This is a genomic window from Pseudovibrio sp. W64 (genome assembly GCF_001623145.1).
Lineage (GTDB): Bacteria > Pseudomonadota > Alphaproteobacteria > Rhizobiales > Stappiaceae > Pseudovibrio.
Genome location: NZ_LMCI01000043.1, coordinates 244883 through 271752, shown reverse-complemented (window position 1 = coordinate 271752; position 26870 = coordinate 244883). Strand labels below are relative to the sequence as shown.

24 protein-coding genes and 1 tRNA gene are annotated in these 26870 nt (G+C 51.9%); 15 read left to right on the top strand and 10 right to left on the bottom strand.

The window, feature by feature from the left end:
* The first annotated feature begins 7 nt into the window (after positions 1-7).
* From nusB to PsW64_RS25315, 4 genes are all read left to right on the top strand, one after another.
* A complete protein-coding gene (gene nusB / locus PsW64_RS25330; protein ID WP_057464298.1) occupies positions 8-499 on the top strand; it encodes a transcription antitermination factor NusB in 492 nt (163 codons plus the stop codon).
* Between the two features lie 3 nt (positions 500-502).
* A complete protein-coding gene (gene thiL, locus PsW64_RS25325) occupies positions 503-1522 on the top strand; it encodes a thiamine-phosphate kinase (protein ID WP_063305412.1) in 1020 nt (339 codons plus the stop codon).
* Between the two features lie 409 nt (positions 1523-1931).
* Positions 1932-3149 (top strand): MFS transporter, encoded by a 1218-nt coding sequence (locus tag PsW64_RS25320; RefSeq protein WP_063305411.1) that lies wholly within the window; start codon positions 1932-1934, stop codon positions 3147-3149.
* A gap of 180 nt (positions 3150-3329) precedes the next feature.
* On the top strand, positions 3330-5459 hold the full coding sequence (locus tag PsW64_RS25315; RefSeq protein ID WP_057464301.1) for a sodium-translocating pyrophosphatase: 2130 nt from the start codon (positions 3330-3332) through the stop codon (positions 5457-5459).
* Between the two features lie 89 nt (positions 5460-5548).
* Here PsW64_RS25315 and PsW64_RS25310 read toward each other — a convergent pair whose 3' ends face one another.
* The 4 genes from PsW64_RS25310 to PsW64_RS25295 all read right to left on the bottom strand — a co-directional run bounded on the left by PsW64_RS25310 (position 5549) and on the right by PsW64_RS25295 (position 9372).
* Positions 5549-6829, bottom strand: coding sequence for a carbohydrate porin (locus PsW64_RS25310; protein ID WP_063319110.1), 1281 nt, complete (start codon positions 6827-6829; stop codon positions 5549-5551).
* A gap of 267 nt (positions 6830-7096) precedes the next feature.
* On the bottom strand, positions 7097-7516 hold the full coding sequence (locus tag PsW64_RS25305) for an acyl-CoA thioesterase (protein ID WP_063289203.1): 420 nt from the start codon (positions 7514-7516) through the stop codon (positions 7097-7099).
* A gap of 150 nt (positions 7517-7666) precedes the next feature.
* The gene (locus PsW64_RS25300; protein ID WP_063305410.1) at positions 7667-8575 is read right to left on the bottom strand and encodes a DUF417 family protein; all 909 of its coding nucleotides are present in this window, start codon (positions 8573-8575) and stop codon (positions 7667-7669) included.
* Between the two features lie 359 nt (positions 8576-8934).
* On the bottom strand, positions 8935-9372 hold the full coding sequence (locus tag PsW64_RS25295) for an outer membrane protein assembly factor BamE (protein WP_057464446.1): 438 nt from the start codon (positions 9370-9372) through the stop codon (positions 8935-8937).
* Between the two features lie 127 nt (positions 9373-9499).
* Between PsW64_RS25295 and PsW64_RS25290 the strand changes: the two genes are divergently transcribed.
* The 6 genes from PsW64_RS25290 (at position 9500) to PsW64_RS25265 (ending at position 14031) form a co-directional block, all read left to right on the top strand.
* Positions 9500-10060 (top strand): ubiquinol-cytochrome C chaperone family protein, encoded by a 561-nt coding sequence (locus PsW64_RS25290; protein WP_208981023.1) that lies wholly within the window; start codon positions 9500-9502, stop codon positions 10058-10060.
* A complete protein-coding gene (locus PsW64_RS25285) occupies positions 10053-10625 on the top strand; it encodes a DUF177 domain-containing protein (RefSeq protein ID WP_063305409.1) in 573 nt (190 codons plus the stop codon). Before PsW64_RS25290 ends, PsW64_RS25285 begins: the two co-directional genes overlap by 8 nt.
* Positions 10626-10791: 166 nt before the next feature.
* Positions 10792-11841: a phosphate acyltransferase PlsX gene (gene plsX, locus PsW64_RS25280; RefSeq protein WP_057464304.1), complete on the top strand. Its 1050-nt coding sequence runs from the start codon at positions 10792-10794 to the stop codon at positions 11839-11841.
* 10 nt (positions 11842-11851) lie between these two features.
* Positions 11852-12829 (top strand): beta-ketoacyl-ACP synthase III, encoded by a 978-nt coding sequence (locus tag PsW64_RS25275; protein WP_063305408.1) that lies wholly within the window; start codon positions 11852-11854, stop codon positions 12827-12829.
* 135 nt (positions 12830-12964) lie between these two features.
* Positions 12965-13276: an integration host factor subunit alpha gene (locus tag PsW64_RS25270; RefSeq protein ID WP_057464306.1), complete on the top strand. Its 312-nt coding sequence runs from the start codon at positions 12965-12967 to the stop codon at positions 13274-13276.
* Between the two features lie 41 nt (positions 13277-13317).
* Positions 13318-14031, top strand: a complete 714-nt coding sequence (locus PsW64_RS25265; protein WP_063305407.1) for a MerR family transcriptional regulator — start codon at positions 13318-13320, stop codon at positions 14029-14031.
* Between the two features lie 102 nt (positions 14032-14133).
* On the opposite strand, the gene PsW64_RS25260 is transcribed toward PsW64_RS25265, so the two are convergent.
* Positions 14134-14562: an Lrp/AsnC family transcriptional regulator gene (locus PsW64_RS25260; RefSeq protein ID WP_063305406.1), complete on the bottom strand. Its 429-nt coding sequence runs from the start codon at positions 14560-14562 to the stop codon at positions 14134-14136.
* A 139-nt stretch (positions 14563-14701) separates the two neighbouring features.
* Here PsW64_RS25260 and PsW64_RS25255 point away from each other — a divergent pair, with 139 nt between their 5' ends.
* The 5 genes from PsW64_RS25255 to PsW64_RS25235 all read left to right on the top strand — a co-directional run bounded on the left by PsW64_RS25255 (position 14702) and on the right by PsW64_RS25235 (position 21678).
* Positions 14702-17764 carry an aminotransferase class III-fold pyridoxal phosphate-dependent enzyme gene (locus PsW64_RS25255; protein WP_063305405.1) on the top strand — a complete coding sequence of 1021 codons (3063 nt, stop codon included), beginning with the start codon at positions 14702-14704 and terminating at the stop codon, positions 17762-17764.
* 258 nt (positions 17765-18022) lie between these two features.
* Positions 18023-18328, top strand: coding sequence for a hypothetical protein (locus PsW64_RS25250; RefSeq protein WP_063289197.1), 306 nt, complete (start codon positions 18023-18025; stop codon positions 18326-18328).
* 113 nt (positions 18329-18441) lie between these two features.
* The gene (locus PsW64_RS25245; RefSeq protein ID WP_063305404.1) at positions 18442-19212 is read left to right on the top strand and encodes a DUF2793 domain-containing protein; all 771 of its coding nucleotides are present in this window, start codon (positions 18442-18444) and stop codon (positions 19210-19212) included.
* A gap of 92 nt (positions 19213-19304) precedes the next feature.
* A complete protein-coding gene (locus PsW64_RS25240; protein ID WP_063305403.1) occupies positions 19305-20081 on the top strand; it encodes a glycoside hydrolase family 108 protein in 777 nt (258 codons plus the stop codon).
* Positions 20082-20277: 196 nt separating this feature from the next.
* Positions 20278-21678: an amidohydrolase gene (locus PsW64_RS25235; RefSeq protein WP_063305457.1), complete on the top strand. Its 1401-nt coding sequence runs from the start codon at positions 20278-20280 to the stop codon at positions 21676-21678.
* Between the two features lie 134 nt (positions 21679-21812).
* Here PsW64_RS25235 and PsW64_RS25230 read toward each other — a convergent pair.
* From PsW64_RS25230 to PsW64_RS25210, 5 genes are all read right to left on the bottom strand, one after another.
* Positions 21813-21889: transfer RNA gene (locus PsW64_RS25230), tRNA-Pro, on the bottom strand.
* Between the two features lie 136 nt (positions 21890-22025).
* Complete coding sequence (locus PsW64_RS25225) at positions 22026-23294, bottom strand: O-antigen ligase family protein (RefSeq protein ID WP_208981022.1); 1269 nt, start codon at positions 23292-23294, stop codon at positions 22026-22028.
* A complete protein-coding gene (locus tag PsW64_RS25220) occupies positions 23291-24850 on the bottom strand; it encodes an undecaprenyl-phosphate glucose phosphotransferase (protein WP_063305401.1) in 1560 nt (519 codons plus the stop codon). Before PsW64_RS25220 ends, PsW64_RS25225 begins: the two co-directional genes overlap by 4 nt.
* A gap of 12 nt (positions 24851-24862) precedes the next feature.
* Positions 24863-26077 (bottom strand): glycosyltransferase, encoded by a 1215-nt coding sequence (locus PsW64_RS25215; RefSeq protein WP_063305400.1) that lies wholly within the window; start codon positions 26075-26077, stop codon positions 24863-24865.
* Between the two features lie 182 nt (positions 26078-26259).
* A complete protein-coding gene (locus tag PsW64_RS25210) occupies positions 26260-26817 on the bottom strand; it encodes a polysaccharide biosynthesis/export family protein (RefSeq protein ID WP_063289192.1) in 558 nt (185 codons plus the stop codon).
* Positions 26818-26870 lie beyond the last annotated feature (53 nt).

Genomic DNA, 26870 nt, shown 5'->3' with positions numbered 1-26870 from the left:
GTTTAGGATGACAACGGAAAACAACAAGAAAAACGCCGAAGTGAAACCCGCGAATAAGCGCGGGGTTGCTCGATTGGCTGCTGTTCAGGCTGTGTATCAGATGGAAATCACTGGTGCGCGTTTGAATGATGTGCTGAATGAGTATGAAGCTTACCGGCTTGGTCAGGAAGTGGATGGCGACCAGTACCGTGATGCGGATCCGGCATGGTTCCGTGATCTGGTGCAGGCGGTGTTTGAGGATCAGCTGCGTATTGATCCTCGCATTCACACAGCGCTTTCTGAAGATTGGCCACTAAAGCGTATCGACACCACTTTGCGTGCGATCCTTCGTGTTGGCTGTGCTGAGTTTTTGCGTAAAAAAGACGTTCCGGCCCGCGTTATCATCAATGAATACATTGATGTGACGAAGTCCTTCTATGATGGAGATGAGGCACGTCTGGTCAACGGTATTATGAACCGTCTGGCTCGCGAACTGCGTCAGTCTGAATTCGAAGACTAAAAAATGAGCGAGAGAGCTACCAGTTCCAGACCGGGAGAGTTCTCGCTTATTGAGCGCTATTTTGCGCCGCTCGCCACCAGCGCGGGTGCTGTGCATCTGCAAGATGATGCTGCTGTATTTGCCCCTGACACCGGATGTGATTTGGTTGTAACCAAAGACATGTTGATGGCAGGGGTTCATTTTTTTGAAAACGACCCTCCCTTTGAAATCGCGCAAAAAGCGCTTGGTGTGAACCTTTCGGATCTGGCGGCAAAAGGTGCTGAACCTAAGGGGTATCTGCTGGGTCTTGGTCTTTCCAAAGACATCAGTGAAGAGTGGGTTGCCGAGTTTTGCCGCGGCTTGAAGCTGGTTCAGGATCAGTTCCAGATTGACCTTCTTGGCGGTGACACGATTTCCTGCCCACAAGGCCCGCTGCTTTCCATCACCGCGTTTGGTCAGGTTCCAACGGGGCAGGTGGTTCGGCGCAATGAGGCTGTTGCTGGTGCATTGCTTTATGTGACTGGCACCATTGGTGATGCCGCACTTGGCCTGCAGTTGCGTCTTGATGAAGCACTCGCAGATAAGCTGGAGCTCTCTGCTGAGCAGCGTGATTTCCTCCTAAACCGTTATTTGCTGCCGCAGCCTCGTGTTGGTGCTGCTCAAGCGCTTCGTGATCATGCGGTTGCGGCGATGGATGTGTCTGACGGGTTGGTTGCTGATCTGGGACATATGTGCCGGACATCACAGGTGCAGGCCTCAGTGAAGCTGGAAAGTGTTCCACTATCTGACGCTGCTTCTGCAATGATTGCGAAAGATGCTGCCTTCCTTGAAACAGTGATTACGGGAGGGGATGATTATGAGATTCTTGCTGCCGTGATGCCTGAGAATACAGGGGCTTTTGAGAAGGCTCTTCGGGAAACCGGTTTGTGCTGTGCTCAGATTGGTGTGCTGGGTGCTGCTGATGTTTCCAAGAAAGAGATTGCTTTGAGCCTGAATGGCAAGACCTATGCGCTTCACGGGGCTGACGGGTTCAAGCATTTTTGATTAGTGGTCTCGACCTGAGCCTTATTTTTGCTAAGGTACTCAGATGGAGTCGGCTATCTATTTTATAACATTCGTTATTTCATTGCTTTACTTGGTTGTTAAGTTGCGGAAAGTTCCCGCTGCAACGACGTTAAAACGCCAAAGACGGACCAGAAGTCGTTTGATTTCCTACCACATAGGAAAATCACTGCTTTTGTGGTGGGGCCTGATGTTCGTTGCAGGGATTGCAAGACGCATTGTGTTGGGTTTGCCGTTATAATCGACAATAGCTGCCTTGCATGACGTATTCTCATCGAGTTGTGCGTATATCTCCCGAAGTTACAGATGATCTGGTGAGCTCTGTGGTTGCTCATTACGTGGAATTGATTAGGCTGTCGGTTCCTTCCTGATTTCTTTGAAAGTTTACATTATGGCAAATACTCTGGCGGCTCCGTTGATTGATGACGGATTGGCAAAGCGCAATGCGCTGCTTTTGGCGCTTGCCCAGTCGTTTGCTGGTGGTGTTCCTCCTATCATTTTTGCAACCACATCTATTCTTGCTTCAGTTTTGTTGGTTGACGACAAGTCTCTGGCAACACTGCCTGTTACTGCTTTTGTGCTTGGAACCGCCATCGGGACGTTGCCTGCTGGCATGATCATGCGCACTTTTGGACGCCGTGCCGGGCTTGTTGGTGCGCTGCTGTTTGGTGTGCTGTTTGCCTTGGTTGCTGCCTACGCTGCCTACCTTGGAAGTTTTACGCTGCTTTGTGTTTCTACACTCGGCAGTGGTTTTGTTATGGCTTTTACCCAACAGGCGCGTTTTGCTGCTGCTGATACCGCCAGCCCTGCCTTCAAGCCCAAAGCAATTTCATGGGTTTTGACCGGTGGTATTCTTGCCGGTGTGGTTGGTCCGCAGACTGTAATTCTGACACAGGGCATGTTTGAGCCCTTCCTTTTTGTCGGAACCTACCTTGCGCAAGCGGTCCTGATGCTTATCGGTTTGTTTTTTGTGGCGTTTTTGGAAATACCCTTGCCACCGAAGATGGAAAAGCATGAACGTGGACGTCCGCTTTTAGAGATTTTGAAGCAACAAAAGTTCTTTGTGGCTGTAGGTTGTGGAATGATCAGTTACGCGATCATGAATCTGATCATGACGTCTGCTCCGCTCGCCATGGTTGCTTGCGGGTTGACGAACTCAGATGCAGCTCTTGGCATCCAGTGGCACGTGATTGCCATGTTTGCACCTAGTTTTATTACGGGTAGTTTGATCAGCCGATTCGGTCATGGAGCTGTAATTGGCACCGGATTCTTGCTTTATGCGGTGTGCGCGCTGGTTGGCCTTACGGGACTAGAGCGTTGGATTTTCTGGAGTTCCCTGATTTTACTTGGTCTTGGCTGGAACTTTTCTTTCGTCGGAGCGTCTGCGTTGCTGACACAAACTTACCGACCAGAAGAACAAAACAGAGTCCAGTCCGTAAATGACTTCTTCGTCTTTGGTTTAGTCGCAACTGCCTCGTTTTCCTCAGGGAAATTGTTAAACGTGTTTGGTTGGGAAACTGTCAACCTAATGGTGTTCCCGTTCGTTATCTTATGTCTATTTCTTGTTGTCTCACTGATGTTTACTGAAAAAAGGGAAGTTAAAGTTTGAATAATTCCAAGTAGTTTCTCTCCTTTCAACATACGTGTTTCCTTCCACTACCACGCAAAAGCAACTTGACGGATAGTGACAGGTATATACCGTCACTGTGTTCGTTAATTTACACAATTGCAGTGCGGATTTTGCTACGAACACACACATAAGTAGCAGGGTACCCTTAGGGGAGGAAATATGACTGAACTTATCGTTACCATTGCGTGCGGTTTGCTCTCTGTCGTTTACGGCATCTGGGCAATTCGCAGCGTGATGGCTGCTGACACCGGGTCTGCGAAAATGCAGGAAATCGCTGGTGCCATTCAAGAGGGTGCGCAAGCATACCTCACTCGTCAGTACACCAGTGTTGCAATTGTTGGCGTGGTTATCTTCGCCATCGTCGCTTACTTGCTGTCTATCACCGTAGCTATTGGATTTGTTATCGGTGCCGTTCTTTCCGGCGCCGCAGGATTTATTGGAATGCTCGTCTCCGTACGGGCAAACGTTCGCACTGCACAAGCTGCAAGCCAGAGCCTTGGGGCAGGGCTCTCTATTGCATTCCGTTCCGGCGCCATTACCGGGATGTTCGTTGCCGGTCTCGCTCTTCTGGGCGTTGCCGTTTACTACCTGATCCTCACCGGACCTATGGGCATTGATCCAACATCACGTACTGTGATTGATGCGCTTGTGGCTCTTGGGTTTGGTGCTTCTCTGATTTCCATCTTCGCCCGTCTTGGCGGCGGCATCTTTACAAAAGGTGCTGATGTTGGTGGTGACCTTGTTGGTAAGGTTGAGGCTGGCATTCCTGAGGATGATCCACGTAACCCGGCAACAATCGCAGATAACGTTGGTGACAACGTTGGTGATTGTGCAGGTATGGCCGCTGACTTGTTTGAGACCTACGCCGTGACGCTTGTTGCGACGATGGTTCTTGCAGCGATCTACTTTGCAGGTACAGCTGATTTGCAGTCTGCAATGCTGTATCCGATGCTGATCTGTGGTGTTTGCTCTGTGGCATCCATCATCGGTACGTTCTTCGTGCGCCTTGGTGCGTCCAACTCCATTATGGGTGCGCTCTATAAGGGCTTCATCGCCACTGCAATTGTTTCACTGATCATCCTGTATCCGCTGACCTACTGGGTCTTCGGCGGTATGGATACAGTGTTGACGCAGAGCAATGGCGTTAGCTTTACGCCGCTGGATCTGTTCTTCTGCGGTGTTTCCGGTCTTGTGGTGACAGGTCTGATCATCTGGATCACTGAATATTACACCGGTACCAACTTCCGTCCTGTGCAGGCGATTGCCCGTGCCTCTGAAACAGGTCACGGTACCAACGTTATTCAGGGTCTTGCGGTCTCCATGGAATCCACTGCGCTTCCTGCTCTGGTGATCATTGCCGGTATTATCGTGACTTTCCAGCTGGCTGGTCTGTTCGGTATTGCCATTGCAGTGACAACGATGCTGGCGCTGGCTGGTATGGTTGTGGCGCTGGATGCGTTTGGTCCAGTCACGGACAACGCTGGTGGTATTGCTGAAATGGCAGACCTGCCTGCGGAAGTGCGCGACACGACTGATGCGCTGGATGCAGTGGGTAACACCACAAAGGCTGTGACCAAGGGCTACGCGATTGGGTCTGCCGGTCTTGGTGCTCTGGTGCTGTTTACGGCTTACACGGAGGATCTGAAGTTCTTCGTGGCAAACTCTGAGCAGTTTCCTTACTTCAAGGGGATGACTGAGGCGTCTATCGATTTCTCACTGTCTAACCCATATGTGGTTGTTGGCCTGTTCTTTGGTGGTCTGCTCCCATTCCTGTTTGGCGGTATGGCCATGACAGCGGTTGGCCGCGCAGCGGGTGCTGTGGTTGAAGAAGTTCGGCGTCAGTTTAAAGAACAGCCAGGCATCATGAAGGGTGAAGTTCGCCCTGATTATGGCCGTGCTGTTGATATGCTGACCAAGGCTGCAATTAAGGAAATGATCATTCCGAGCATGCTGCCTGTGCTATCTCCAATCGTCATTTACTTCCTGATTGAAGCAATCGCTGGCAAAGCAAATGCCTTCGCATCCCTAGGCGCTATGCTGCTTGGTGTGATTGTGACAGGGCTGTTTGTTGCGCTTTCCATGACCGCTGGTGGCGGTGCGTGGGACAACGCCAAGAAGTACATTGAAGACGGTCATTACGGCGGTAAGGGCTCTGAAGCTCATAAAGCGGCTGTGACGGGTGATACTGTTGGTGATCCTTACAAGGATACTGCTGGTCCAGCTGTGAACCCAATGATCAAGATCACAAACATTGTGGCTCTTCTGCTTCTGGCAGTGCTGGCGCACTAGTTTGCTCTGATCTGATTTGAAACTAAAAAGCCCGGTCTGGGAGATGGCCGGGCTTTTTGCCGTTCTGGTGTTGGGAGCTTTAGCGGAGGTCAGAATTTCACTGAGAACTCGGTGCCAAAGACCCAGGCGTCCGGGATGTCGTCGTTTCCGGCAGGATTGACCACGTATTGAAAATCCAGTGAGAGATAGGACCAATCGGCGAACTGGTAGCGATGGGTGGCTTCGAATACGAGCTCATAGGACTGGCCGGGCAGGTGATCACTGAAATAACCGAGAATGAAGGCTCCGGCAGTAACATCATTGTCTCTGTTGGGGATCAGGCCTTGGTAGAACAAGCCGCCGCTGATGCCGAGAGGTTGGGTGTTGATGGCTTGTTGGGGCGCGATTGTAACAAGGCCCCAGAGGCTCAGACCTTGCAGGTCCTTTTCCTGATAGATCATTTGCCGTGCGATGGCATAGGCGCCCCAGTTGCCTTCACGGGTCTGCGTGGTGGTGGTGCCCAGAACATCCACTCTGCCAGTGTTGTAGAAGGCGCCCAGCTGATAGTGGCCGGGGAGATACTTGCTTGTGTCATCTTTCCCCGGATTAACGCCAACTTGCCCGACCATCAGCACGCTGCCTTTGGGCGCAAAGCGGAAGTTGAAGCCGTTTTCGGCGTTGTTCAGGTCATCCACGGACGCGTCATAGACGCCGAGGCTGACGTATTGATTACCGGGGAAGGTATAGTTGCCTGCCAGACCCCATATGTTGAAGGGGTAGGTGGTGAAAGTGGGCTGGTTGATGAGCAGCTGACCAGGGGTGCTGTTGAGGGCTCCGTTGAGGTAGTACGCGAAGGTATCGTCTCTTGCGAAGATGTCGCCCACAGCGAGGCGACCGGCGGAGAGGTACAGCTGATCGTTGAGCAGGTTTTGCTCCAGACTGAAGTTGGCGATGGCGAGGATGTCGCTTGAGAAAATTTGGGTGACGCCAAAGTCGTTGCCAATGACCTCCTGTGACAGGCCCTGTCCCAGACCTTGATACATGATGTAGTGCAGGCTGCTGCCTTTGATGCCGAAGATCTTCTCAAAGTCCAGCATGGCCATGCCTTCCAGCCGCGCGCCATAAGTTGCGCTCTGGTTCAGGCCGCCAACGGGGTTTGCGGCAACGTCCTGGGTGTAGAGCACACCTAGATCAAGACCCTCGTCAGAAAGGTTGGTGCGGATACCGCCCCAGTCGCGTGTTTCGTTGTGCCATTGCGCCCAGGCTAATGGCCAGTTGCCCACTTGCGCGCGAAGTTCTGTGCTGGCTGTCAGCGCTATGCCGACAACCGCTAGAAACTGTAGAACTGGCGATATGCGTTTTTTTATCGCAGGTACCTTAAGCGCTCGCAAAAGCTGGTTCCCCTAGACTGACTCAGGCAAACAGAGAAACTCAGGATTATGCAGCGCGCACTCTTGTTTACGCCGCATGCTCCAACACTTTGATGGAACCCATCCTTTTGCGAAAAACGCCCGCACTCAATCAAGAATTTGCCCGCATCAATCTGGTATGCAGCAGTGCTGCATGTCCTACTCAGATTCACTTACAAGATTACTATAGTCTGTTGTTCTTGCGGCGGCTCCTATCTGAAACCTGCTAAGTAATTTTGAGGTGCCTGATCAGGCTGCTGGCTCTGGCAGCAGGGCCTCATAGCGTTCTCTTGCATGCGCGGGGAAAGGGCAGGACTTTCTGGCTTCGCGATCCATATGGACACCGACGGCCTGCATGGTTGCAACAGGTGTGTTGGTGATTGAGTCAAACATGGTGTGTTTGAAGAGGATGGTCTTGTCGCGCATTTCTTTAATTTCAGAGCGTACGACAAGTAGGTCGCCTGCGGAGACCTCCGCCAGATACTTATATGTGATCTCCAGTGCAGCCATGCCCTTGTTGCTCTCGCGGATATAGGCTGGGGTGATGCCAATGTGGGCGAGCATGTGCCATGTTGCTTCATCAAATTTGGAGGTGTACCAGGCCACATTCATATGGCCCATGTGATCTTCCTGCTGCGGGTAAACAATCCCGCGATATGTCTCAAACATCTTTGTTTCCAATACAATCGCAATCCTGACCAGCCTATTGGGAAGAGTGCTGCAGGTCATTACGACTGTCGGATACCTTCAGGTGAACGTGAAAAAGCCGGTGCTCCTTATGGAACACCGGCTTTCCTATCATTGCTGTCTATGTACTGCTCAGTAATTGCGCCAAAGGATGATGGCGGCGGCGAGCAGGAACTGGTCTTTCAGCACGAAGATGCCTGTACGGTTGAGGAGAGGGAAGAATGAATCTGCATCCCAGCCCGGTACGGAGAACATGAAGGTGAGGGTGCCGAGTGCTGTAGCAGCGATGCCGAGGACACCCAGACCGCCAAGGAAGCGATTGAATGGCAGGCAGAGCAGCAGCAGCAGGAAGACCCACTCTACGATACCGATGAAGTTGGAGGCGCCCTGAACATCCCAGACCTGATAGGTCCAGCTGAAGAGGACGTTGGACTGCATCAGGCGGACAATGCCTTGTGCCTCAAACTCATAAAACTTCATAGCGCCGATCCAGCCCATGACCAGTGCGATGCCAGCGAAGCTTGCGAACACAGCCAGCTTTTTGAGAGAGCCTGCGGTCTGCTCCTTGCCAGCTGTGTGCATGTGATGCCCGAGGATGTACGCCGGGATTGCAAACATGGAGAGGTACTTCAGGAGGTTCTGACCGGAGCCGATAATCGGGAAACCTCCGAGGGCATCCATCCACACAGGGTTTGTGAACAGGTAAAGGAAGTTCAGAGCGAAGATCAGCATGGCCATCAGGCAGCCAAGAATGCCAAGGCGGCGATCTTTCAGGCCAAGCAGAACCAGAATGCCTGCCGGGACTTCAAAAAGAGCCATCAGAACGCCGGTGAGAGGCACGCCGAGTGCTTGAACCACTCCACTGAATATGGGGCTGTTGCCGAGCCAGAACTCGATTTGCTGATGTTCCGGACCTGTCAGCTTGAGCAGGCCAACCCAGATCAAGTAGGTTGCTGTGACAAGTGTGAGATAGATAAAAAGAGCGTGATCTGAGGGGCGCAGATCTGTAATTTTTTTGAGGGCAGTAGAGGAGTGCGTCATGATTTTACTTCGCGTTTGTCGTTAGAGCACGTCGCATTTATTTGCATTCACGCATCGCGATCTAACATCCTTGGTGGAGCGAATTCTTGTCGTTTGACTGTTTCCAATCAAAAGGAACGCGCTCTAATGCCTTGAAGAAACCACGGAAGAAGACGGCCAGAATGCGTATAACTCCTCAATACAGGATCACATGTAGCAAACCTCCAATAACACCGGCGTGATTTTAAGCGTGAAGCTTAGGATTTGGCAGCATTCTCGATATGAATGGGATAGAGCAGCCTGGCCTGTTGGCTTTAAGCGCAAAAAAAAACGGCGCCTGAAAAACAGGCGCCGTTTTTTAAACTCGTCATGGGCGGGTCTTAGAGACCGATTGATGGATTTGCAGCTCCACGCAGGATCTGCGTCAGGAGACCATAATCAGCACCGCCGGTGCGTGTTTTTCTGCCGAGGTAATCAAAGACTTTTCCGTCTTCAATGCCGTAGTCAGCAACGGACTTCACATAACCATCTTTATCAAAGTAAACAGCGACAACACGTTGGTCGACGATTGACGGAGACCAGAATGCCACTGTTTCGCTCTTTTGCGAGATATAATAGTAAGCTTCACCGTCCAGATTAGATGTGGTGGACGGGCTACCAAGGAGAAGTTCTACCTGCTCACGGCTGGAACCGACTTGAACATCTTGAATTGAATCAGGTGAAACAACCTGGCCATGTGTCAGTGTCTGGGTGAAGCAGCCGGCAAGTGGCAGGCTCAAAAAAGCGAGGAACACAGTACGGCGTGCGAATGCAATCATTCCAAACATCCTGTTGGCTTGCAAATTGCAGCAAAATGCAGCAAGCAAGCGGTTTAGATTCAGACTTGTGCTTATGCCATCCTCGTGGCAGTCACACAAGTAACTCGACAAGCGCAAGAGAGGTGCCATGATCTTCGGCTTTTTCCGTCGACATAAAGACACATCCGTCAGAACAACTTACGAGCGGATCGTCGCGCAGGCACGACTACCAGTGTTTTATCAGCACTATGGTATACCTGATACGAGCGAAGGTCGCTTCGAGATGATTGTTTTGCACGCTTTTTGTGTCTTTTACCGGTTAGGAGGCGAAGATAAGGCGTCCCGGAAATTTGCACAGGCTGTATTCGATTATTTTTTTCAGGATATGGACCAGAGCATGCGTGAGATCGGTATTGGTGATGAAGGTGTGCGTAAACGGGTTCGAATTATGGTCGAATCGTTTTACGGACGCACAGCCAGCTATATGCAGGCTCTGGAAAACAAGGACAATTCCGCTCTATTTGAGGCCTTTGTAAGAAACATTTATGGCGAGAGCGGTGAAGCTGTTGCGATAAGAGCGCTGGTTCATTACATGCATGAAGCGGTGGAAGGCCTTGCTGCTCTTCCAACCCATGAAATTCTTGCGGGCGACGTCAAATTTGTGGCTCCAAAGATCGAACTTATAAGGGAAAGCGCCAGCGATGGCTGAAACTGAATACCCGTGGGCCTATTTATTCGATGCGGTGCGTCTTGGTAAGAAAACCAAACAGCTAAAGCTTGTCCTCAATGAGAATGAGCGGACGCAGATCGCTAAGGCCTATGATTTGATAGAGCTGCCTGAGTTCGAAGCCGACCTTGAAGTGCGTCCGTGGCGCCGTGATGGACTGGCGGTGCGCGGTCACATTCGCGCCAAAGCTATTCAACAATGCGTTGTCACGCTTGACCGAGTTGAGTGCCTGGTGGACGAAGAATTCGACCGCACATTTTTGCCGGATCAAGATTCCCGGGGGCGTCGTCGAAGTGATGATGATACCTTGGAAGTAGATCTGGATATTGATGAGAGCGATCCGCCGGATTATTTCGAAGGCTCACAGGTGGATTTCGGAGCTGTTGTTTGTGAGCACTTTGCGTTGGGACTGGATCCATTTCCTCGGGCTAAAGGGGTTGAAATGGATGACAAATATGCTCCGGACCCAGAGGATGAACTGAAACAGGATGAAGAGCAGAAGCCTTCTCCTTTTGCTGCACTAGAAGCCCTTAAAGGCAAAAAATAATCTTAGATTGCTGCAAAGGTTTTTTAGAGGTGGGTGTTGCGAGACGTTTATAATCGAGTATCTTCGCGACGCGCATTTCCACTGAACTTAGGGAAAATGCTCTTAACTATTCCGAGGTCTGCCGATACAAGGGCAGACTTTGTTGGGACAAGGCAAGAAATTGGAAATGTCTGAAAAAATACGTATTTCTCTTGATGCTATGGGGGGGGATTACGGTGTTGAGGTGGTGCTGCCTGGTGCTGATCAGGTGCTGCAACGCTGCCCGAATATCGAATTCCTACTTTTCGGTGACAGTAAAGTCATCGAGCCAATGCTCGAGGAATACCCTCGTCTGAAGCAGGCATCCGTTGTTCATCATACCGATGTGTCGATTGGCATGGACGAAAAACCGAGTCAGGCCTTGCGCAAGGGCCGCGGTAAATCTTCCATGTGGAATGCGATCGCTGCGGTTAAAAATTCTGAAGCAGATGTTGCTGTTTCCGCAGGCAATACGGGCGCGCTGATGGCGATGTCCAAGTTTTGCCTGCGCACCATGTCTGGTATTGAGCGTCCTGCGATTGCGGCAATGTGGCCGACACTTCGCGGTGAATCCATTGTGCTTGACGTGGGTGCTACGATCGGCGCGGATGCACAGCAGCTGATCGACTTTGCTATTTTGGGCGGCGCTATGTGTCGTTCTGTTCATGGTGTTAAGCAGCCGACTGTTGGTCTCCTTAATATTGGTGTTGAAGAGGTGAAGGGTGTTGAGGAAGTGCGTACAGCAGGCAAAATGCTGCGCGAACTGTCTCCTCCAAACCTTGTTTACTCCGGCTTTGTCGAGGGTGATGACATTGGTAAAGGCACCGTTGATGTTGTTGTGACCGAAGGGTTTGCCGGCAATATTGCACTCAAAACAGCCGAGGGAACCGCAAAACAGTTTGCTGGCTACCTACGGGCTGCTATGAAACGTACGCTCATGGCGAAAATCGGTTACTTTTTTGCACGAGGTGCTTTCGAGCGGCTTCGGGCGAAAATGGATCCGCGTAAAGTCAATGGCGGGGTCTTTCTTGGGCTTAATGGGATTGTTATCAAAAGCCATGGCGGAACAGACGCTGAAGGCTTTGGTGCTGCCATTGAACTTGCCTATGATATGGCCAAGAATGAATTGATTAAAAAGATCTCCGAGGATCTGGCAAACTACCATCGTGGTCGTTTCTCAGAGGCTGAAGAAAACTGAAGGGTTTAAAGTGAAGGCACTTCGCTCTGTATTTTTGGGCTGTGGCAGCTATCTGCCTGAAAAAGCACTTACTAACCAGCAGCTTACCGAGATTGTTGACACTTCTGATGAGTGGATCGTTCAGCGTACCGGGATCAAGAACCGTCATATAGCGGCAGAAGGTGAGTTTACGTCTCACCTTGCAGTGAATGCTGCCAAGGCTGCGCTGGAAAATGCCGGTGTTGATGCGCAGGACATTGATCTGATCATTCTGGCAACCTCAACACCTGACAATACGTTCCCGGCAACGGCTGTTGCTGTGCAGGCAGAACTTGGTATCAACCACGGTTTTGCGTTCGACGTTCAGGCTGTTTGCTCTGGTTTTGTTTATGCAGTTACCACTGCCGACGCATACCTGCGCGGTGGTCTGGCTAAGCGTGCGCTTGTAATTGGCGCTGAAACATTCTCCCGCATTCTGGATTGGGAAGACCGTACGACCTGTGTTCTGTTTGGCGATGGCGCTGGCGCTGTTGTCATGGAAGCGCAGGAAGGTGAGGCTTCTGCTGAGACCAGCGGTGTGTTGACCTGTCATTTGCGTTCTGATGGCCGTCATAAGGAAAAGCTTTACGTGGATGGTGGTCCTTCCACCACTGGGACTGCAGGTCATCTGCGCATGCAGGGCAAAGAAGTGTTCAAGCACGCGGTTGGCATGGTCACTGATGTGATTGAAGCTGCCTTTGATGCCACTGGCACAACTGCGGAAGACCTGGACTGGTTTGTTCCGCACCAGGCGAACCAACGCATCATTGATGCCTCTGCAAAGAAACTTGGCATCGCTCCTGAAAAGGTAGTGAAAACAGTTTCCGAGCACGGCAACACTTCGGCTGCATCGATTCCTTTGGCTCTGGACAGCATTGTTAAAGCTGGCAAGGTCAAAAAGGGAGATCTGATCATGCTGGAAGCAATGGGCGGCGGCTTTACCTGGGGTTCAGTACTCCTTAAGTGGTAAAAAGCGGCAAAAAACCCCAGAGGGTTGCATTTCTTAGCAAATGAGCTGTTGACCCTGACGCCGGTTGGCCATACCGTAACTTGTTGAAAGCAAGCTTTATTCTTACGGATCATGGCTTTACCGGAGGAGGGTGGAATGGGTAGTCACACTGTAACCCGCGCTGATTTATGTGAAGCGGTTTACCAGAAAGTCGGCCTATCTCGGACTGAATCTGCCGAACTCGTTGAGCAGGTACTTGCAGAAATTTCTGCCAGCCTGGAAGGCGGCGAGTCTGTCAAATTGTCTAGCTTTGGCTCTTTTGTTGTTCGCTCGAAAGGTGAACGCATTGGCCGTAACCCAAAAACAGGTGAGGAAGTTCCGATCTCTCCACGCCGGGTTATGGTATTCAAGCCAAGCAATGTTCTTAAACAGCGCATTAATGATGCACTGGTTGAGGGCGCCAGCTAATTTGCTGCCCCGATAATAGTAAGGTTTAGAGGGTCTGCATCGTGGAGAAGAGCGCCGACGCGTTCCGAACAATTAGTGAAGTAGCGAGTGAACTGGATCTGCCGCAGCACGTTCTGCGGTTCTGGGAAACACGATTTACCCAGATCAGGCCTCTGAAAAGAGGCGGTGGACGGCGCTACTACAGACCTGACGACCTTGAGCTTTTGCGCGGTATCCGCCATTTGCTCTATGGGGAAGGCTATACGATTAAAGGCGTGCAACGTATTTTGCGAGAGCAAGGCGTGCGTGTCGTTATGGACGTTTGGAAAGAGGGTGGTGGCGTTGTCATCCCAACCTCGTCCAGCGCCAATACGCCTGTCGGCGTAGCTCCTGATCCATCCCAAGTTTCTGAGGGTTCAGTGCGGAGTGCAGCGGAAGCTGCGGTCGCGCAGGCTATCATATCGTCTCCAGATGAGATGTATGAGCCGCAGGAAGACTGGGTTGCTGAACGGTCTGTAGAAGAACAGGCGGTTCTTCCGCTTGAGAGCGAGCCTGAGCCGCAGATGCCATTGCCGTCCGGTCTATTGCCGGATGACGAGCCGGATCAGCATGGCAAAGGTGGACATGGAGCGTTTGGCTTCATGGATCGTTTGATGGGCTCTGAAAAGGAAGAGGCAGCTGGTTCTGCTGGACTTTCCAAGGACAATGTTGATCGGCTGCAGTCCACGCTCTTTGAGTTGTTGGAGTGTAAGCGTATGCTGGATCAGGCGCGATAATCTACAAAAATTGATAGGGTCTTGGGTTGGTGAAATGCTAACCTGAGCGTTGGTTTAAGGGCGTCAGTCACTGCTTTGTTGCAGTCGGCGCCCTTTGCTGTTTCAGGTGCGTTGAAACTCATCCCGCAAAATGACAGTGGTTGTCAGGTCCTTCACACCGTCAGTGGATGCGATGGCGTCTCTGACGTTGTTGAGCATCTCCATTGAGGAGGCAACGACTTCGACCACAAGGTCGAGCTCTCCACTTACCGAACTCACACGTTTAATCTCTGGAAACGCCGCCAGTATGTCGAGGATTTCACGCATTGGCGTGCGTGATAGGCGGATGAACAGGAAGGCGGAGATGTGCGTGGGATCGAGGCCGCCGATGTCTGCCCTGTAGCCGCGAATTGTGCCGTTGTTCTCCAGCCGTGTGATGCGTTCGCTGGTGGCACTGCGAGACAGGTTTATGCGGGCTGCCAGTGTTTTGATCGGGATACGGGCTTCTTTGGAAAGGATCGCGATAATCTCGCGGTCGGTGGCATCGAGCATTGAGATTCCTCTGCGCGGGCTATCAGGATGAGTGCCGGTAAAATACTTATTAATCGCGACATAGTGGCGGTGCAACTGACATAAAGTCGGTGTTCTGAAATATCAGTGTGCGTTATATTCCGGGCAACCGGAGAGACTTATGACTGATATTAGCCATCCCGCCCCTAATTTTGACCGCGATACCATTGCAGCCCTTCTGCTGGAGCACTGGAACCTGAAAGGTGACTTGTCTCCATTGGAAAGCGAGCGCGACCAGAACCATCGCCTTGATGCTGAGGATGGCACGCGCTGGACGGTCAAGCTCGTCAATGCCAGTGAGCCCGACGCTGAGACAGGTTTTCAGACAGCCATGCTGCAACATCTTGCTGTGTCCTCTCCGGATTTGCCTATGCCGCGCCTGCGCCTGACAAAAGATGGTGGAGCCACGCAGAGTGTCGCCGGACCGGGTGGAGCATCTCATGCCATGCGGGTGGTTTCCTGGGTTCCCGGGGTGCCGTTGGCTGAAACTCAGCGTGAAGATGGTGTTGTTGCCAGTTTGGGAACGTTGCTTGGCAAGATGGATAAGGCGCTGCGTGGTTTCGTGCATCCCGGTGCTTTGCGCAGCTTTGAATGGGATTTACGTGCGGCTGGCGATGCGCGCGCGCGTCTGAGTGCCATTGGTGATCCTGATCAGCGGCGCGTGGTTGAGTACTTCCTTGATCGGTTTGACCGGATTGTTGCTCCGCAGCTTGCCGGCTTAAGAGCTGCTGTCATTCATAATGATGCCAATGACTGGAATGTGCTGGTTGATCCAGAAGATCATTCCCGTGTCTGTGGTCTGATTGATTTTGGTGACAGCCTGCATACGCCGGTCATTGCTGAAGTTGCGATTGCAGCGGCCTATACAATTATGGAGGTGCCTGATCCGATTGGGGCTGCGGCTGATCTGGCTGCAGCGTATCATGCAGAGTACCCGCTGGAAGAAGGGGAGGTCGATCTTCTCTTTGATCTGATTGCAATGCGATTGGTGACGAGCGTGAGCTTGTCTGCTCTTCGGAAAGATGAGACTGAGGACAATCCATACTTAGCTGTTAGTGAAGCGCCAGCCTGGAACCTGCTTTATAAACTTTATGGGATGAAGCCATCGTTTGCGACGGCAATCCTGCGCAAGGCCTGTGGGTTTGATGCGGTGCCGGGTGCGCGTAAAATAGCGGCGTTTTGCTCAGAAAACCGTGGTTCATTTGCCTCCTTGTTTGCGCGTCACCCCAAGCTTATGTCCAAGGCACTGGTGCCTTATGCTGATCCTGACAACGAGATGACAGTGACGTCTCGTGATCGCCAGCCAGAAGCTGCGCAGGAATGGTGGGAAGAGTACTGCGAGGCGCATGGCGTTGAGCTTGGCATTGGTCCATGGGGTGAAAGCCGTAGTGTTTATTCCTCCGATTTCTTTGAGAGCCGCTTTATCGAGGGTGAGCGCCGCCGGAACCATCTGGGTTTTGATTTGTTCCAGCCTTCAGGAACGCGTGTCTGTGCGCCAATGGATGGCAAGGTACGGTCTGTGGTGATTGAGACAGACCCGCTTGGTTATGGCTGCATGATTGCGCTGGAGCATGAAACCGACTGTGGTCAGCCGTTTGTGAGCCTTTGGGGGCACATGGCCCATGAGGCGGCGAGCCGACTGAGCGCGGGTGATGTGATCAAAGCTGGTGAGACAGTCGGGTATCTGGGCGCGGAAGATGAGAACGGTGGTTGGGCTCCCCATCTTCACCTGCAGCTCTGTGCTGACGTTTCCTTGAGTGCTGAAGAAATTCTCGGTGTTGGCGAAGAGAAGTATCTTGATGTGTGGGCTGACTTGTTTCCGTCTGCCATCGATTTTGCTGGATTACCGCAAGAAACACTGGGCAGTACTGGACGGTCAGTCGGCGAGATTGTTTCATCGCGTCGTCAGAACCTGCTGCCGAACCTGTCTATCTCTTACAGTGAGCCAATTAAATTTGTGCGTGGTGAAGGGGCCTATCTGATTGATCACCGCGGGCGGGCTTATCTGGATTGCTTCAACAATGTTTGCCATCTGGGCCATGCGCATCCAGATGTGGTTGAGGCCTTGTCTCATCAAGCTGGTTTGCTGAACACCAATACCCGTTACTTGCATGACAACATCGTTGAGTACTCAGAGCGCCTGACAGCGACCCTGCCGGATGATCTGGCGGTTGCTTCCTTTGTGTGTACGGGCAGTGAGGCGAACAGCCTGATGCTTCGCATGGCAGAGGCTCATACAGGGCGTCGTGATGCTGTGGTTCTGGATTGGGCCTATCATGGCACCACGCCTGAGCTGATTGCGCTGAGCCCTTATAAATACAAGCGCAATGGCGGGAAGGGACGGCCCGACCATGTGTTTGAGGCGGCTATTCCTGATGCCTACCGCGCACCTGCCGACTGGGCTCCTGAAGAGATCTCCGCGCGTTATGTGCAGAGTGTAGCTGAGCAGCTGGATCTGATGAAGAAACAAGGCCGTCGGCCAGCGTTCTTTATTGCTGAATCAATTCCAAGTGTGGCTGGTCAGGTGTTTATGCCGGATGGTTATCTGGAGGAGGTGTACAAACTGATCCGTGCTGAGGGCGGTTTGTGTGTGGCTGATGAAGTGCAGGTTGGCTTTGGCCGCGTTGGATCTCACTGGTGGGCCTTTGAGACCCAGGGTGTGGCGCCTGATGTTGTGACCATGGGTAAGCCAATTGGTAACGGTCATCCTATGGCAGCGTTAGTGACCACTCGTGAGGTTGCCGCCAGCTTTAACAATGGGATGGAGTACTTCAATACCTTTGGTGGTAACCCAGTCTCCTGCGCGGTTGGGCTTTCTGTGCTGAATGTGATTGAGCGGGATGGATTGCGCGGGAATGCGCGTGTTGTTGGTGACTACATTCTCTCTGGTTTCCGAAAGATGATGGAGAGGTATGAGTTTATTGGCGATGTACGCGGCATGGGCTTGTTCCTGGGCATTGAGCTGGTGAAAGACCGCCGTACTAAAGAGCCAGCAACAGATATGGCGAGGCGTGTTGCAAACCGTGCGAAGGACCTTGGTATCTTGATGGGAACCGAGGGGCCATATGACAATGTGTTGAAGATGCGGCCACCGATGATTTTTTCTAAGGAAAATGCGGATTACTTGCTGGATGTTCTCGATCAGGCCATGAATGAGTCCGTTTCTGCTCTGGAAACCATGTAAACTATCAAAAAAGGGCCAAAGTCTGGCCTTTTTTACCTGAAGAATAGGCGGGGACAGGAAGTTGTCTCCGCTTTTTCTTTGTCCTGAGGGCTAACGGGATGAAGGTAAGGGTGAGTTCAATTCATGTTCAAAATCCGGAGGCGTCGCTCTTGATCGCAACGTCCTGAGTGCTCCGGCTTGTTGTTTTGGGTTTGTTTTAGAACAGGTTGGCTTGCCATCCTTTAAAGAACAGACCCCAGAGTTTGAAGGTGGGCGAACATGGTAACCATTGAAAGCAGTGCAAGCATTACGGCCTGGGGTGAGCGAACCTTTGGGCAAGTGGCTGACCTGAATGCGTTGATTGCGCGGGCAAAAGAAGAGCTTGCCGCTCTGCAACTGGCTGTCGAAAGCGGCGAGAGTTCACGTGATGTCGCTGCGGATGCCGCGGAGATTGCGATCCTGCTGCATCGTCTTGTTGGTTTGCATGGCGCTGAGCTTTCATTTGCCGTTGACGAGAAAATGGCTCGCAACCGCACGCGTATCTGGTCTCTGGCTGGTGATGGTACTGGTCGCCACGTTGCCTAAGCTTTTGATTGCTGCTGCGGGCTGATCTGCCTGCGGCTCTGATCTCAACTTATCCCCCTTGTTGCGCTGGATGGTACGCTTTTGCGTAGGCTAGGCGATCTATGGGGATCATGATGAGTGAGACGACATCGCATCTTAAACTGCCATTTCTGGCAGCTGCTCAAGCGCAAAAGCATGTCACGCACAACGAGGCTTTGGCACTTGTTGATCTGGTTGTGCAGCTTTGCGTTGTTTCCAACAGTGTGAGTGCACCACCTGCAGACCCAGCAGAAGGGGAGCGTTACATCGTTCCTGCAGCTGCGACAGGTGCTTTTGCAGGGCAGGAGAGTAAGATCGCGGCCTTTGATGGCGGCATCTGGCGATTTTTAGCTCCAGTTGAAGGTTGGGCGGCCTGGGTGCAAAGCCTCGGCGCGATGCAGGTTTACTCAGATGGTAAATGGACTGGGTATTCTTCTGTCGCTGGATTGGGCGTTGATGACGTTACCGGCGGTGCGGCCTTTCAGCAGGAAAAGACTGTGCTGAGCGAGAGCGCTCATGGTGCGCAGAGCCAGTTTGTGACCGCAGATGAGCTGATCACCGTTTCTGGCGGTTTTACTGAAAGCTCTTTGGTTATTCCCTCCCGTGCAATCGTGTTTTGTGTGTCTACCCGCGTGGTTGAGGCTGTCACTGGTGCAAGCTCCTACGATTGCGGAACTGCTGGTGAGACTGGCAAGTTTGGAGGCTCTTTGGGGATTGCCGTTGGTTCTAATAATGCAGGCGTGATTGGACCAACTGCGTATTATGCGGACACGCCAGTCCGGATTACTGCGAATACTGGCAGCTTTACCGGAGGCAAGGTTCGATTGTCCTTGCATTTCTTCCTGCCTGTGGTGCCGCAGACCTGAGCGATATCTTTGAGTTTCATAGGCCGCATCTGCGGTCTTTTTTGTGTTTGCACGGGGGCTTTGGCTCCCGTTTTTTATTAGGGGAGTGAGAGATGCAGGATACCTTTCAACTGATTGTTTCGGACTTGCTTGAGAGTGAAGGAGGATTTGCCCATCGAAGCCGGAAGGCTGATCCGGGGGGGCCTACAAATTTTGGCATTACACAGCGGACCTTGAGTGCATGGCGGGGGCAGTCTGTTAGCGTTCAGGAGGTGCGGTCTATGGAGCGGGCTGAGGCTGTCGATATCTTTCGGGCACAGTATTGGGATGCTGTGAAGGGAGACAAAATGCCTTCGGGCTTGGATTATGCGCTTTTTGATTTTGCCGTGAACTCGGGGCCTGCGCGGGCGGTCAAGACGCTTCAGAGTATTCTGGGCGTTGCTGCTGATGGTCTGGCTGGTGTTGAAACGCTTGGGGCACTCAAGTCGCACAATCTCGATGATCTGGTGGGCAAGCTTTCTGCTGAGCGCTTGCGTTTCATGAAGCGGCTTAAGAACTGGCCCTACAACAAAAATGGATGGATGCGCCGGGTGAGGGATGTTCAGCAACGGTCGCTTGAGTTGATCAAGTCGCCAGCGTCCGCGGTCCAAACACTGCGTGTCCGTGATGGCGTTGTGCCGGATGGGGCTGCCAAAGCACGGGGTGAAGAAACCTCCGCTATGAGCACCTGGTGGACGCCAGAGGGCGTGAGTAAGGCCGGGGTGCTGATTTCCGGCATATCCGGCATGCTTGCAGGTTCCGGGCCTTTGCAGTGGGCGTTCGCTTTTGCGCTTGTTGTTGCAGCAGGCATTGGTGGCTATCTGATGCTCCAGAAAGAGCGAATGGCATAGATTTGAGCGGCACTGCGACTGGAAGGAAGCTTACGCAGCGGTGCCGTAAAGCTCCCCAGTGATTTTGGAGCATTGGGCAATCTGTAATGGGAACTACCAATGACGTTCTGCTAAGGACGTTTTAGTGTGCTTGCTGGTTCTCCCATTACAACCGGGCACCAAAATTCTGAACTGCTGGAAAGGCATTGCAGGTTCCATGAAAAAACTTAGCTTCGTTTCTCTTCTTCTTGGTTTTACGGCTCTTACACATGCGCATGCGGGTGAGGCGGTTGATCTGCTGATCACCAACGCGCACGTTCTGACCATGGATGCGCAAAAAACCGTTTATGACCGTGGGCTTGTGGCAATCAAGGGCAACAAGATTGTTGCGGTGTCTGATGGGTCTGACAGTGATGATTATAGTGCCGACAAAACCATTGATGCGGATGGCGATATTGTTATGCCCGGCATGATCAATGCGCACACCCACGTTTCTATGACTGTGTTCCGCTCACTGGCTGATGATGTTCCTGATCGCCTGCACCGGTATATCTTCCCGCTGGAAGGAGCGCTCGTCTCGCGTGATATGGTTCGGATTGGTGCAAACCTTGGTAATGTGGAGATGCTGAAGGGTGGCGTCACCACCTATGCTGATATGTACTATTTTGAGGATGAAGTTGCGAAGACGGTTGATCAGATCGGTATGCGCGCTGTGCTTGGTGAGACTGTGATCAAGTTTCCGGTGGCAGATGCGAAAAATGCTGAAGAAGGCATCAACTATGCTTTGAACTTCATCGAGGAATACAAAGACCATCCGCGGATCACACCAGCATTTGCGCCTCATGCGCCGTATACAAACACAACAGAGGTGCTTGTGAAGGTGAATGAGCTGGCGCAGGAAAAAGATGTTCCGGTCCTGATCCATCTGTCTGAATCTTCACGTGAAAGTGAAAAGATTGAAAAGCGGATGCCCGGCAAAACGCCAATCGGCTACATGGCGGAAATCGGAGCATTGTCAAAACATTGGGTGGCAGCGCATGCCATCACAGCAAATGATGATGACATCCAGATTTTGAAGGATCATGATGTTGGTGTCTCTCACAATATGAGTGCCAATATCAAATCAGCGAAGGGTGTTGCTCCTGCTTTGAAGATGTTTGATCAGGGGCTTCGTATCGGTCTTGGGACTGATGGCCCGATGTCTGGCAACACGCTTTCCATCATTGATGAGCTGGGGCAGGTGGCGAAGGTTCACAAACTGGCCAACAAAGACCGGGCTGCGATGCCTCCGGTCAAAGTGGTTGAAATGGCAACCATCGGTGCTGCACGTGCGCTGCATATGGAAGACAAGATCGGATCACTGGAAGTCGGGAAACTGGCTGATGTGATCATCATCGACACCAAAGCGCCCAACATGGTGCCAATCTTTAACCCATACTCTGCGCTGGTCTATTCTGCTTACGCCACCAATGTCAGCACCTCGATTGTTGATGGCCGTATCCTGATGGACAAGCGTGACGTGCTGACCGTGGATGAAGATCAAATCCGAAAGGAAGCGCAGGAATTTGCTGAGGTTGTCCGCAAAACAGTCATCGATAAAGGTGAAGTTGTTCAATAGGTCTTATTGAGAATTACATTTACGAGGGGACTGGCTTGGTCAGTCCCCTTTTTTTTGTGCAAGCAACTGCACATTATCCGGTGCGGCAGGTTAGGTTGACCCAACCCGCAAAAATATTGGTTTTGTGAGAAAAATGGTCGGGTAGGCCGGATTTGAACCGACGACCCCTTCACCCCCAGTGAAGTGCGCTACCAGGCTGCGCTACTACCCGAACCGTGAGGAACCTTGCGCCTGGGTGCGTTGCCGCATATGCAAGTATTCCTATTTGTGGAGCTGCCTTAACAGCTTACCACACAACTTTCCTACCTAATTCAGGTTGTCCGATCAAGGATCAAATGAAACTGAGCTTATTGTGCTGGTGGAAAACGCCTGTAGCGTGAGATGCCGGATTCCGCTGCGATGATGGCCCACAGAATGCCGAGTAGCAGAAAGTAGTGGCGCCAATGATCTGTGTCGATAATGAAGCTAACACAAGCGTGTAGCAGGAACGCGACGTAGGTGCAGATGATGTATTTCTGCCATGGTCGTGGCTTGAAGACCAGCGGCAGAGCTTTGATCAATGTCCAGAAAACAAGCGTTATATAAGACAGGCCACCGAGCCACCCGTAGGTTGTAAAGGCTTTGAGGTAGGCGTTGTGTTCATCCTCTGGGAAGATGGAGTTAAAGCCGCCGACACCAAGACCAAACGGGCGTTCTGTGACAAGTGTGAAGCCTTCCCCCCAGCGTCCAAAACGCCCTAAACGTGCGCCGTCATAATCCTGCACGAGCTTGGCGCGGAGCGTGAACATCTCCGAGATCGATTCAATTGAAAGAATTGCAAACAGCGCAATGATGAGGCCGACACCTGCAAGACCAAGGATACCGAGCAGCTTTATGCGTGGGAGTGAGCGCCGCTCGTTGATGAAGACGAGGAGAAACACCATGAGTGCGCCGCCCAGTGTCATGCCCCAAGCTGCCCGGGAGAAGGAAAGGAACGCTCCCAGCAAGAGGATGAGCAGGGCGCCTGACTTGAAGATGTTCTCTCGCAAAGGTTTGGTTAGAATGTCGTAGGTGATCAGTAGCGTCGGCAGGAGCAGAAAAGGGCCGTAGACGTTTGGATCCTTGAAGGTGCCTTTCGCGCGGCCATACAGGGTGAACTGGTCATAAGCGCCGGGGAAGGCGTTGAAGTAACCTGCAATGGCAAGCAGGGTGGCAAACAGAGCTGCCAGCAAATAGCCCTTCTCAAGAATGTCTATCCGTTCAATTTTTGCAGACAGGGTTGCTGCATACAAGAACGATGAAAACGCCAGGAAGATCGTTACGGCGTAGAAGGTGACGGCTTCTTTGGTGTCTGCGGCTGCGGGTAAGGCAAGAATTCCGCCTGCTATGTAGAAACACAGCAAAATCAGAAGAGGCAGAATGTCCTTACGCAATTCCAGCCCAAAGAAGGACCAGCCCACCAACAAGAGGGCGATCAGCAGATCATAGGGAGCTGGTTCGATGATAACGAGAGCGCTCACAGATGCGGTCAGAAACAGCAACGCTCTGGCTATTGTTTCTGTGCCGATTGTCAGAGGCACGTACCAGAAGGGGCGTGCATTTCTGATTGCATCGTGTGAGCGCGATAAGTCGGTCAATATGCGTTTTCCGTTTCCAGAAGACAGAACGGTGTTTTAATCAAGATATAGAGGTCAAAGAAAACGGACCAGTTTTCAATGTAGTAGATATCGCATTCGACACGCTTCTGGATCTTGTCCTCGGTATCCGTTTCACCGCGCCAACCTTTGATCTGCGCCCAACCAGTGACGCCTGGCTTGACCTTGTGGCGTGCGAAATAGCCATCCACCACATTCTCGTAGAGGCGATCTTCGGCTTTTGCGGAGAGAGCGTGCGGGCGAGGGCCGACGAGAGAGAGCTGTCCCATCAGTACGTTCATCAGCTGAGGCAACTCGTCAATGGAGGTCTTGCGGATGAAGCGGCCGATTTTGGTAACGCGTGGATCGCCTTTGGTCACCAGTTTTGAGGCGTTGGCGTCCGTCATGTTGTGGTACATGGAGCGGAACTTGAAGACGTCAATCAACTCGTTGTTAAAGCCGTAGCGCTTCTGTCGAAAGATGACCGGGCCGGGGCTGTCCAGTTTGATCAGCAATGCTGTGACCAGCATGACCGGAGAGAGAGCAATCAGCGAAATGCTTGCGAAGAAGATATCGAAGGCGCGCTTTGCGATTGTGTCCCAATCCGCGATCGGTTTTTCAAGAACATCGACAAACGGCACTGCGCCCACGAAAGACGAGGCCCTTTGGCGGAAGCGGAGTTTGTCTGCATGCGCTGAGAGGCGGATATCGACCGGGAGAACCCAGAGCTTTTCCAGCAACTGAATGATGCGCTTCTCGGCACGGATCGGGATTGTCACCAGCAACATGTCGATTTGTGCGATGCGGGCGAACTCTACCAGATCAGAAACATTGCCAAGCTTTTGGTAGCCAGCGACGCTTGGTGGGGAACGATCATTTGAGCGGTCATCAAAAATCCCGCAAATCTCAATGTCATTGTTTGGTTGGCGTTCAAGTTCTGCGATGAGATCAGCAGCGCTTTGCCCACCTCCGACGAGGACTGCTCTGCGGCTCAAGCGACCCATGCGAGTCCAGCGCACGATAAAGCCACGCATGACCATTCGGAAGATTGTGAGGACCACAACTCCGCTCACAAACCACTTCAGCAGAAAGGCCTGCGGAATCTCCGTAGATGGCAGGATAAGCAGCAGAGACGTGATCAAAGCCGCAAATACCAGTGCCCATGCTGTGATGAGGCGCATGGCCTGAGCCACGACTTTTTGCAGGGCATTGGCTTGATACAGATCAGCCATTTGAAACAGCATGACGCCAATCAGGGATGCTTCGAACAGTGCGAAGATTTGCCAGAGAGGCGGGATATCAAGGGAAGCTCCGCTCAGATAAGCGATAATACCTGTCAGAACAATCAGGGCCGCATCTGAGCAGCGCATGAAACCATCGAAAACCGATTTAGAGATGGTGTTGGTGCGCAGGGTTGCTGCCACCTCCAGAGCATCCTTGGACAGGTTGCTTGTTGTGGTATCCTCATTTTTTGTCAAAGAAGTCTGTTGACCATTCGTCCCGGATTGATCATCAGGTGACGGGCCACTCTCAATTACATTGAAGCGATGCTTGACCATTGTGCCGTGCGCCTAAGTGAGTTTGTTTTGTGAGTGCAGCGTGGACTGTTGAGACTGCCGCGAGGCGTCTGCCAGTTCATCTTTTGCACTTTGAACAGGGTGATAAAGTTGGGTGATGCTCTGCGCCATTTGCGGCAGAGTAAAATTCATTTTCAATTGGTTCTGCAGTTGCTGGCTCAGCTGGATTTGCTCATCAGAATGAGAGAGAGCCCAACTGACAGCTTTTGTCAGCGCTTGCTGATCATCGGGCTGAACAAGTGTCTTGTGATGCTCTGCATAAATCTCAGGTATGCCGCCAACGCGAGTTGTGATCAGCGGTTTTTGTGCAGCAAGGAGTTCCAACACGATATACGGCAGAGCTTCTGCTCGCGAGGGGATAACTGCTGTTTTGCCGAGTGGAAGAGCTTGGCTGAGTGGCAAGAACCCATGGAAGGTAACGTAGGCTCGCAGATTTTTATCTCGGACCATTTGCTCAAACAGAGCACGATCTGGACCATCTCCCACAATTGCAAGGGTTGGCTTGGTACTGGAGTTTTTGTGCAAGTCATCCAGAGCATTGATGAGCAGGTCGACGCCTTTCAAAAGACGAAGCTCTCCGACGAAGAGTAGGTCTGCTGCGTTCTCATGAGTTGTGCTGCGTTTGAACTCTGCTTGCCGCAAACCGTTATGTACGATTTTGTGGTGTGGAGGATTACCGCTCAAGCCGATCTTTTGTTGATAAGCTGCTTGCTCAAACGCACTGGTAAACACGAGTGAGTCGGTGAGTGGTCTCAAGAGCTTTTCAAGCGTGATGTAGATTTTGCCTGATATGGTTGAGAAATCGTAGTGCAAGCTGCCGCCGTGAGGGCTGTAAACGCGCTGGGTATTGATTCCCCTCAGCCTCAGTGCAGACCCTACGATGCGTGCCCAGACGCCGCCTTTCGCGCCATGACCGTGCAAGACATCCGGCTTTAAAGGGGTAAGATGTTTTGTGATCTTGTAGAAACTGAAAAGGTCTTTAGGAGCGAGTGAACGCGCCATGGGAACTGTGAGTAAGCCAAGGGAAAGACTAGTCTTTAAGGCTTCTAATTGTTTCATTGATGAGGGAGGGATAGCGTTGGAGGCGCAGACAATGCCAAGCTCATGGCCCATCTCGATCTGCTCTTCGACAAGATCCATAAGATGACGAAACGCACCGCCTAAAGGCGCACGTATGCAATGAACGATTTTCAGCTTGTCCGTAGACATCCGCAGCAAACTCCCCACCGCGCATGCATTGTCTGATGCTCCCCAGCACAGACCGCCGCGCAACTGAGTTTATTGCTAGCTTAAAATACTGTTTGACCTGTTAATCGACAGGGTTAATTAATTCTTAATCGTGGGTTTTAGCCTAATAAAACGTAAAGGCATGTAGGATGCATGCTCTTAATTTAAAAAAGCCTTTCATGCACATAGAGCGTGTCCCCAGGGCGTACAGGCGCTGTGATTGGTGCCGGTCCGCTGGCAACTTCGCCGCCGATCTGACGCGTTAGATCAACATCCTGTTGGCGGGCTCTTGCAGTGAAGCCTCCAGCAGTCGCTACGGCGTTTTGCACGGTCATGCCCGGCAGGTATGCGTATTGGCCTGCGTTTCTGACTTCACCCATGATGAAAATTGGTCGGTAGACGGCAACTTCCACAGATACATCGGGATCGCGGATGAAACCGTTTTTTAGACGGGTGCGGATCATGCTTGCGAGTTGTTTTGGAGTTTTGCCTGTTGCGTTGATCTGACCGATCAATGGGAAGGCGAGGCTGCCTCCCTGATCAATCTTGTAGGTATTGGACAGATTAGCCTGTCCAAAAACGATAATACGGACTTCGTCGCTTGCAGCAAGAGTGTATGGCTGGACCAGTTCCTCATGAAAAGCAGGCTCTGGCTTTTTATAGGATGAACAACTCGTTAACAGAGTTAAGCCAGCAATAACTGCTAGTAGGCGCGGGCGCATTACGAAATCCTTTAAATTCATTGGGAGTATATTTCCGCGCTCAAGGTTAACAG

What these genes read in the sequence shown, in the direction of transcription:
- nusB (WP_057464298.1), top strand. Translation starts at nt 8, where the DNA reads ATGACAACGGAAAACAACAAGAAAAACGCCGAAGTGAAACCCGCGAAT.
- thiL (WP_063305412.1), top strand. Translation starts at nt 503, where the DNA reads ATGAGCGAGAGAGCTACCAGTTCCAGACCGGGAGAGTTCTCGCTTATT.
- PsW64_RS25320 (WP_063305411.1), top strand. Translation starts at nt 1,932, where the DNA reads ATGGCAAATACTCTGGCGGCTCCGTTGATTGATGACGGATTGGCAAAG.
- PsW64_RS25315 (WP_057464301.1), top strand. Translation starts at nt 3,330, where the DNA reads ATGACTGAACTTATCGTTACCATTGCGTGCGGTTTGCTCTCTGTCGTT.
- PsW64_RS25305 (WP_063289203.1), bottom strand. Translation starts at nt 7,516, where the DNA reads ATGTTTGAGACATATCGCGGGATTGTTTACCCGCAGCAGGAAGATCAC.
- PsW64_RS25300 (WP_063305410.1), bottom strand. Translation starts at nt 8,575, where the DNA reads ATGACGCACTCCTCTACTGCCCTCAAAAAAATTACAGATCTGCGCCCC.
- PsW64_RS25295 (WP_057464446.1), bottom strand. Translation starts at nt 9,372, where the DNA reads ATGATTGCATTCGCACGCCGTACTGTGTTCCTCGCTTTTTTGAGCCTG.
- PsW64_RS25290 (WP_208981023.1), top strand. Translation starts at nt 9,500, where the DNA reads ATGATCTTCGGCTTTTTCCGTCGACATAAAGACACATCCGTCAGAACA.
- PsW64_RS25285 (WP_063305409.1), top strand. Translation starts at nt 10,053, where the DNA reads ATGGCTGAAACTGAATACCCGTGGGCCTATTTATTCGATGCGGTGCGT.
- plsX (WP_057464304.1), top strand. Translation starts at nt 10,792, where the DNA reads ATGTCTGAAAAAATACGTATTTCTCTTGATGCTATGGGGGGGGATTAC.
- PsW64_RS25270 (WP_057464306.1), top strand. Translation starts at nt 12,965, where the DNA reads ATGGGTAGTCACACTGTAACCCGCGCTGATTTATGTGAAGCGGTTTAC.
- PsW64_RS25260 (WP_063305406.1), bottom strand. Translation starts at nt 14,562, where the DNA reads ATGCTCGATGCCACCGACCGCGAGATTATCGCGATCCTTTCCAAAGAA.
- PsW64_RS25255 (WP_063305405.1), top strand. Translation starts at nt 14,702, where the DNA reads ATGACTGATATTAGCCATCCCGCCCCTAATTTTGACCGCGATACCATT.
- PsW64_RS25250 (WP_063289197.1), top strand. Translation starts at nt 18,023, where the DNA reads ATGGTAACCATTGAAAGCAGTGCAAGCATTACGGCCTGGGGTGAGCGA.
- PsW64_RS25245 (WP_063305404.1), top strand. Translation starts at nt 18,442, where the DNA reads ATGAGTGAGACGACATCGCATCTTAAACTGCCATTTCTGGCAGCTGCT.
- PsW64_RS25240 (WP_063305403.1), top strand. Translation starts at nt 19,305, where the DNA reads ATGCAGGATACCTTTCAACTGATTGTTTCGGACTTGCTTGAGAGTGAA.
- PsW64_RS25235 (WP_063305457.1), top strand. Translation starts at nt 20,278, where the DNA reads ATGAAAAAACTTAGCTTCGTTTCTCTTCTTCTTGGTTTTACGGCTCTT.
- PsW64_RS25220 (WP_063305401.1), bottom strand. Translation starts at nt 24,850, where the DNA reads ATGGTCAAGCATCGCTTCAATGTAATTGAGAGTGGCCCGTCACCTGAT.
- PsW64_RS25215 (WP_063305400.1), bottom strand. Translation starts at nt 26,077, where the DNA reads ATGTCTACGGACAAGCTGAAAATCGTTCATTGCATACGTGCGCCTTTA.
- PsW64_RS25210 (WP_063289192.1), bottom strand. Translation starts at nt 26,817, where the DNA reads ATGCGCCCGCGCCTACTAGCAGTTATTGCTGGCTTAACTCTGTTAACG.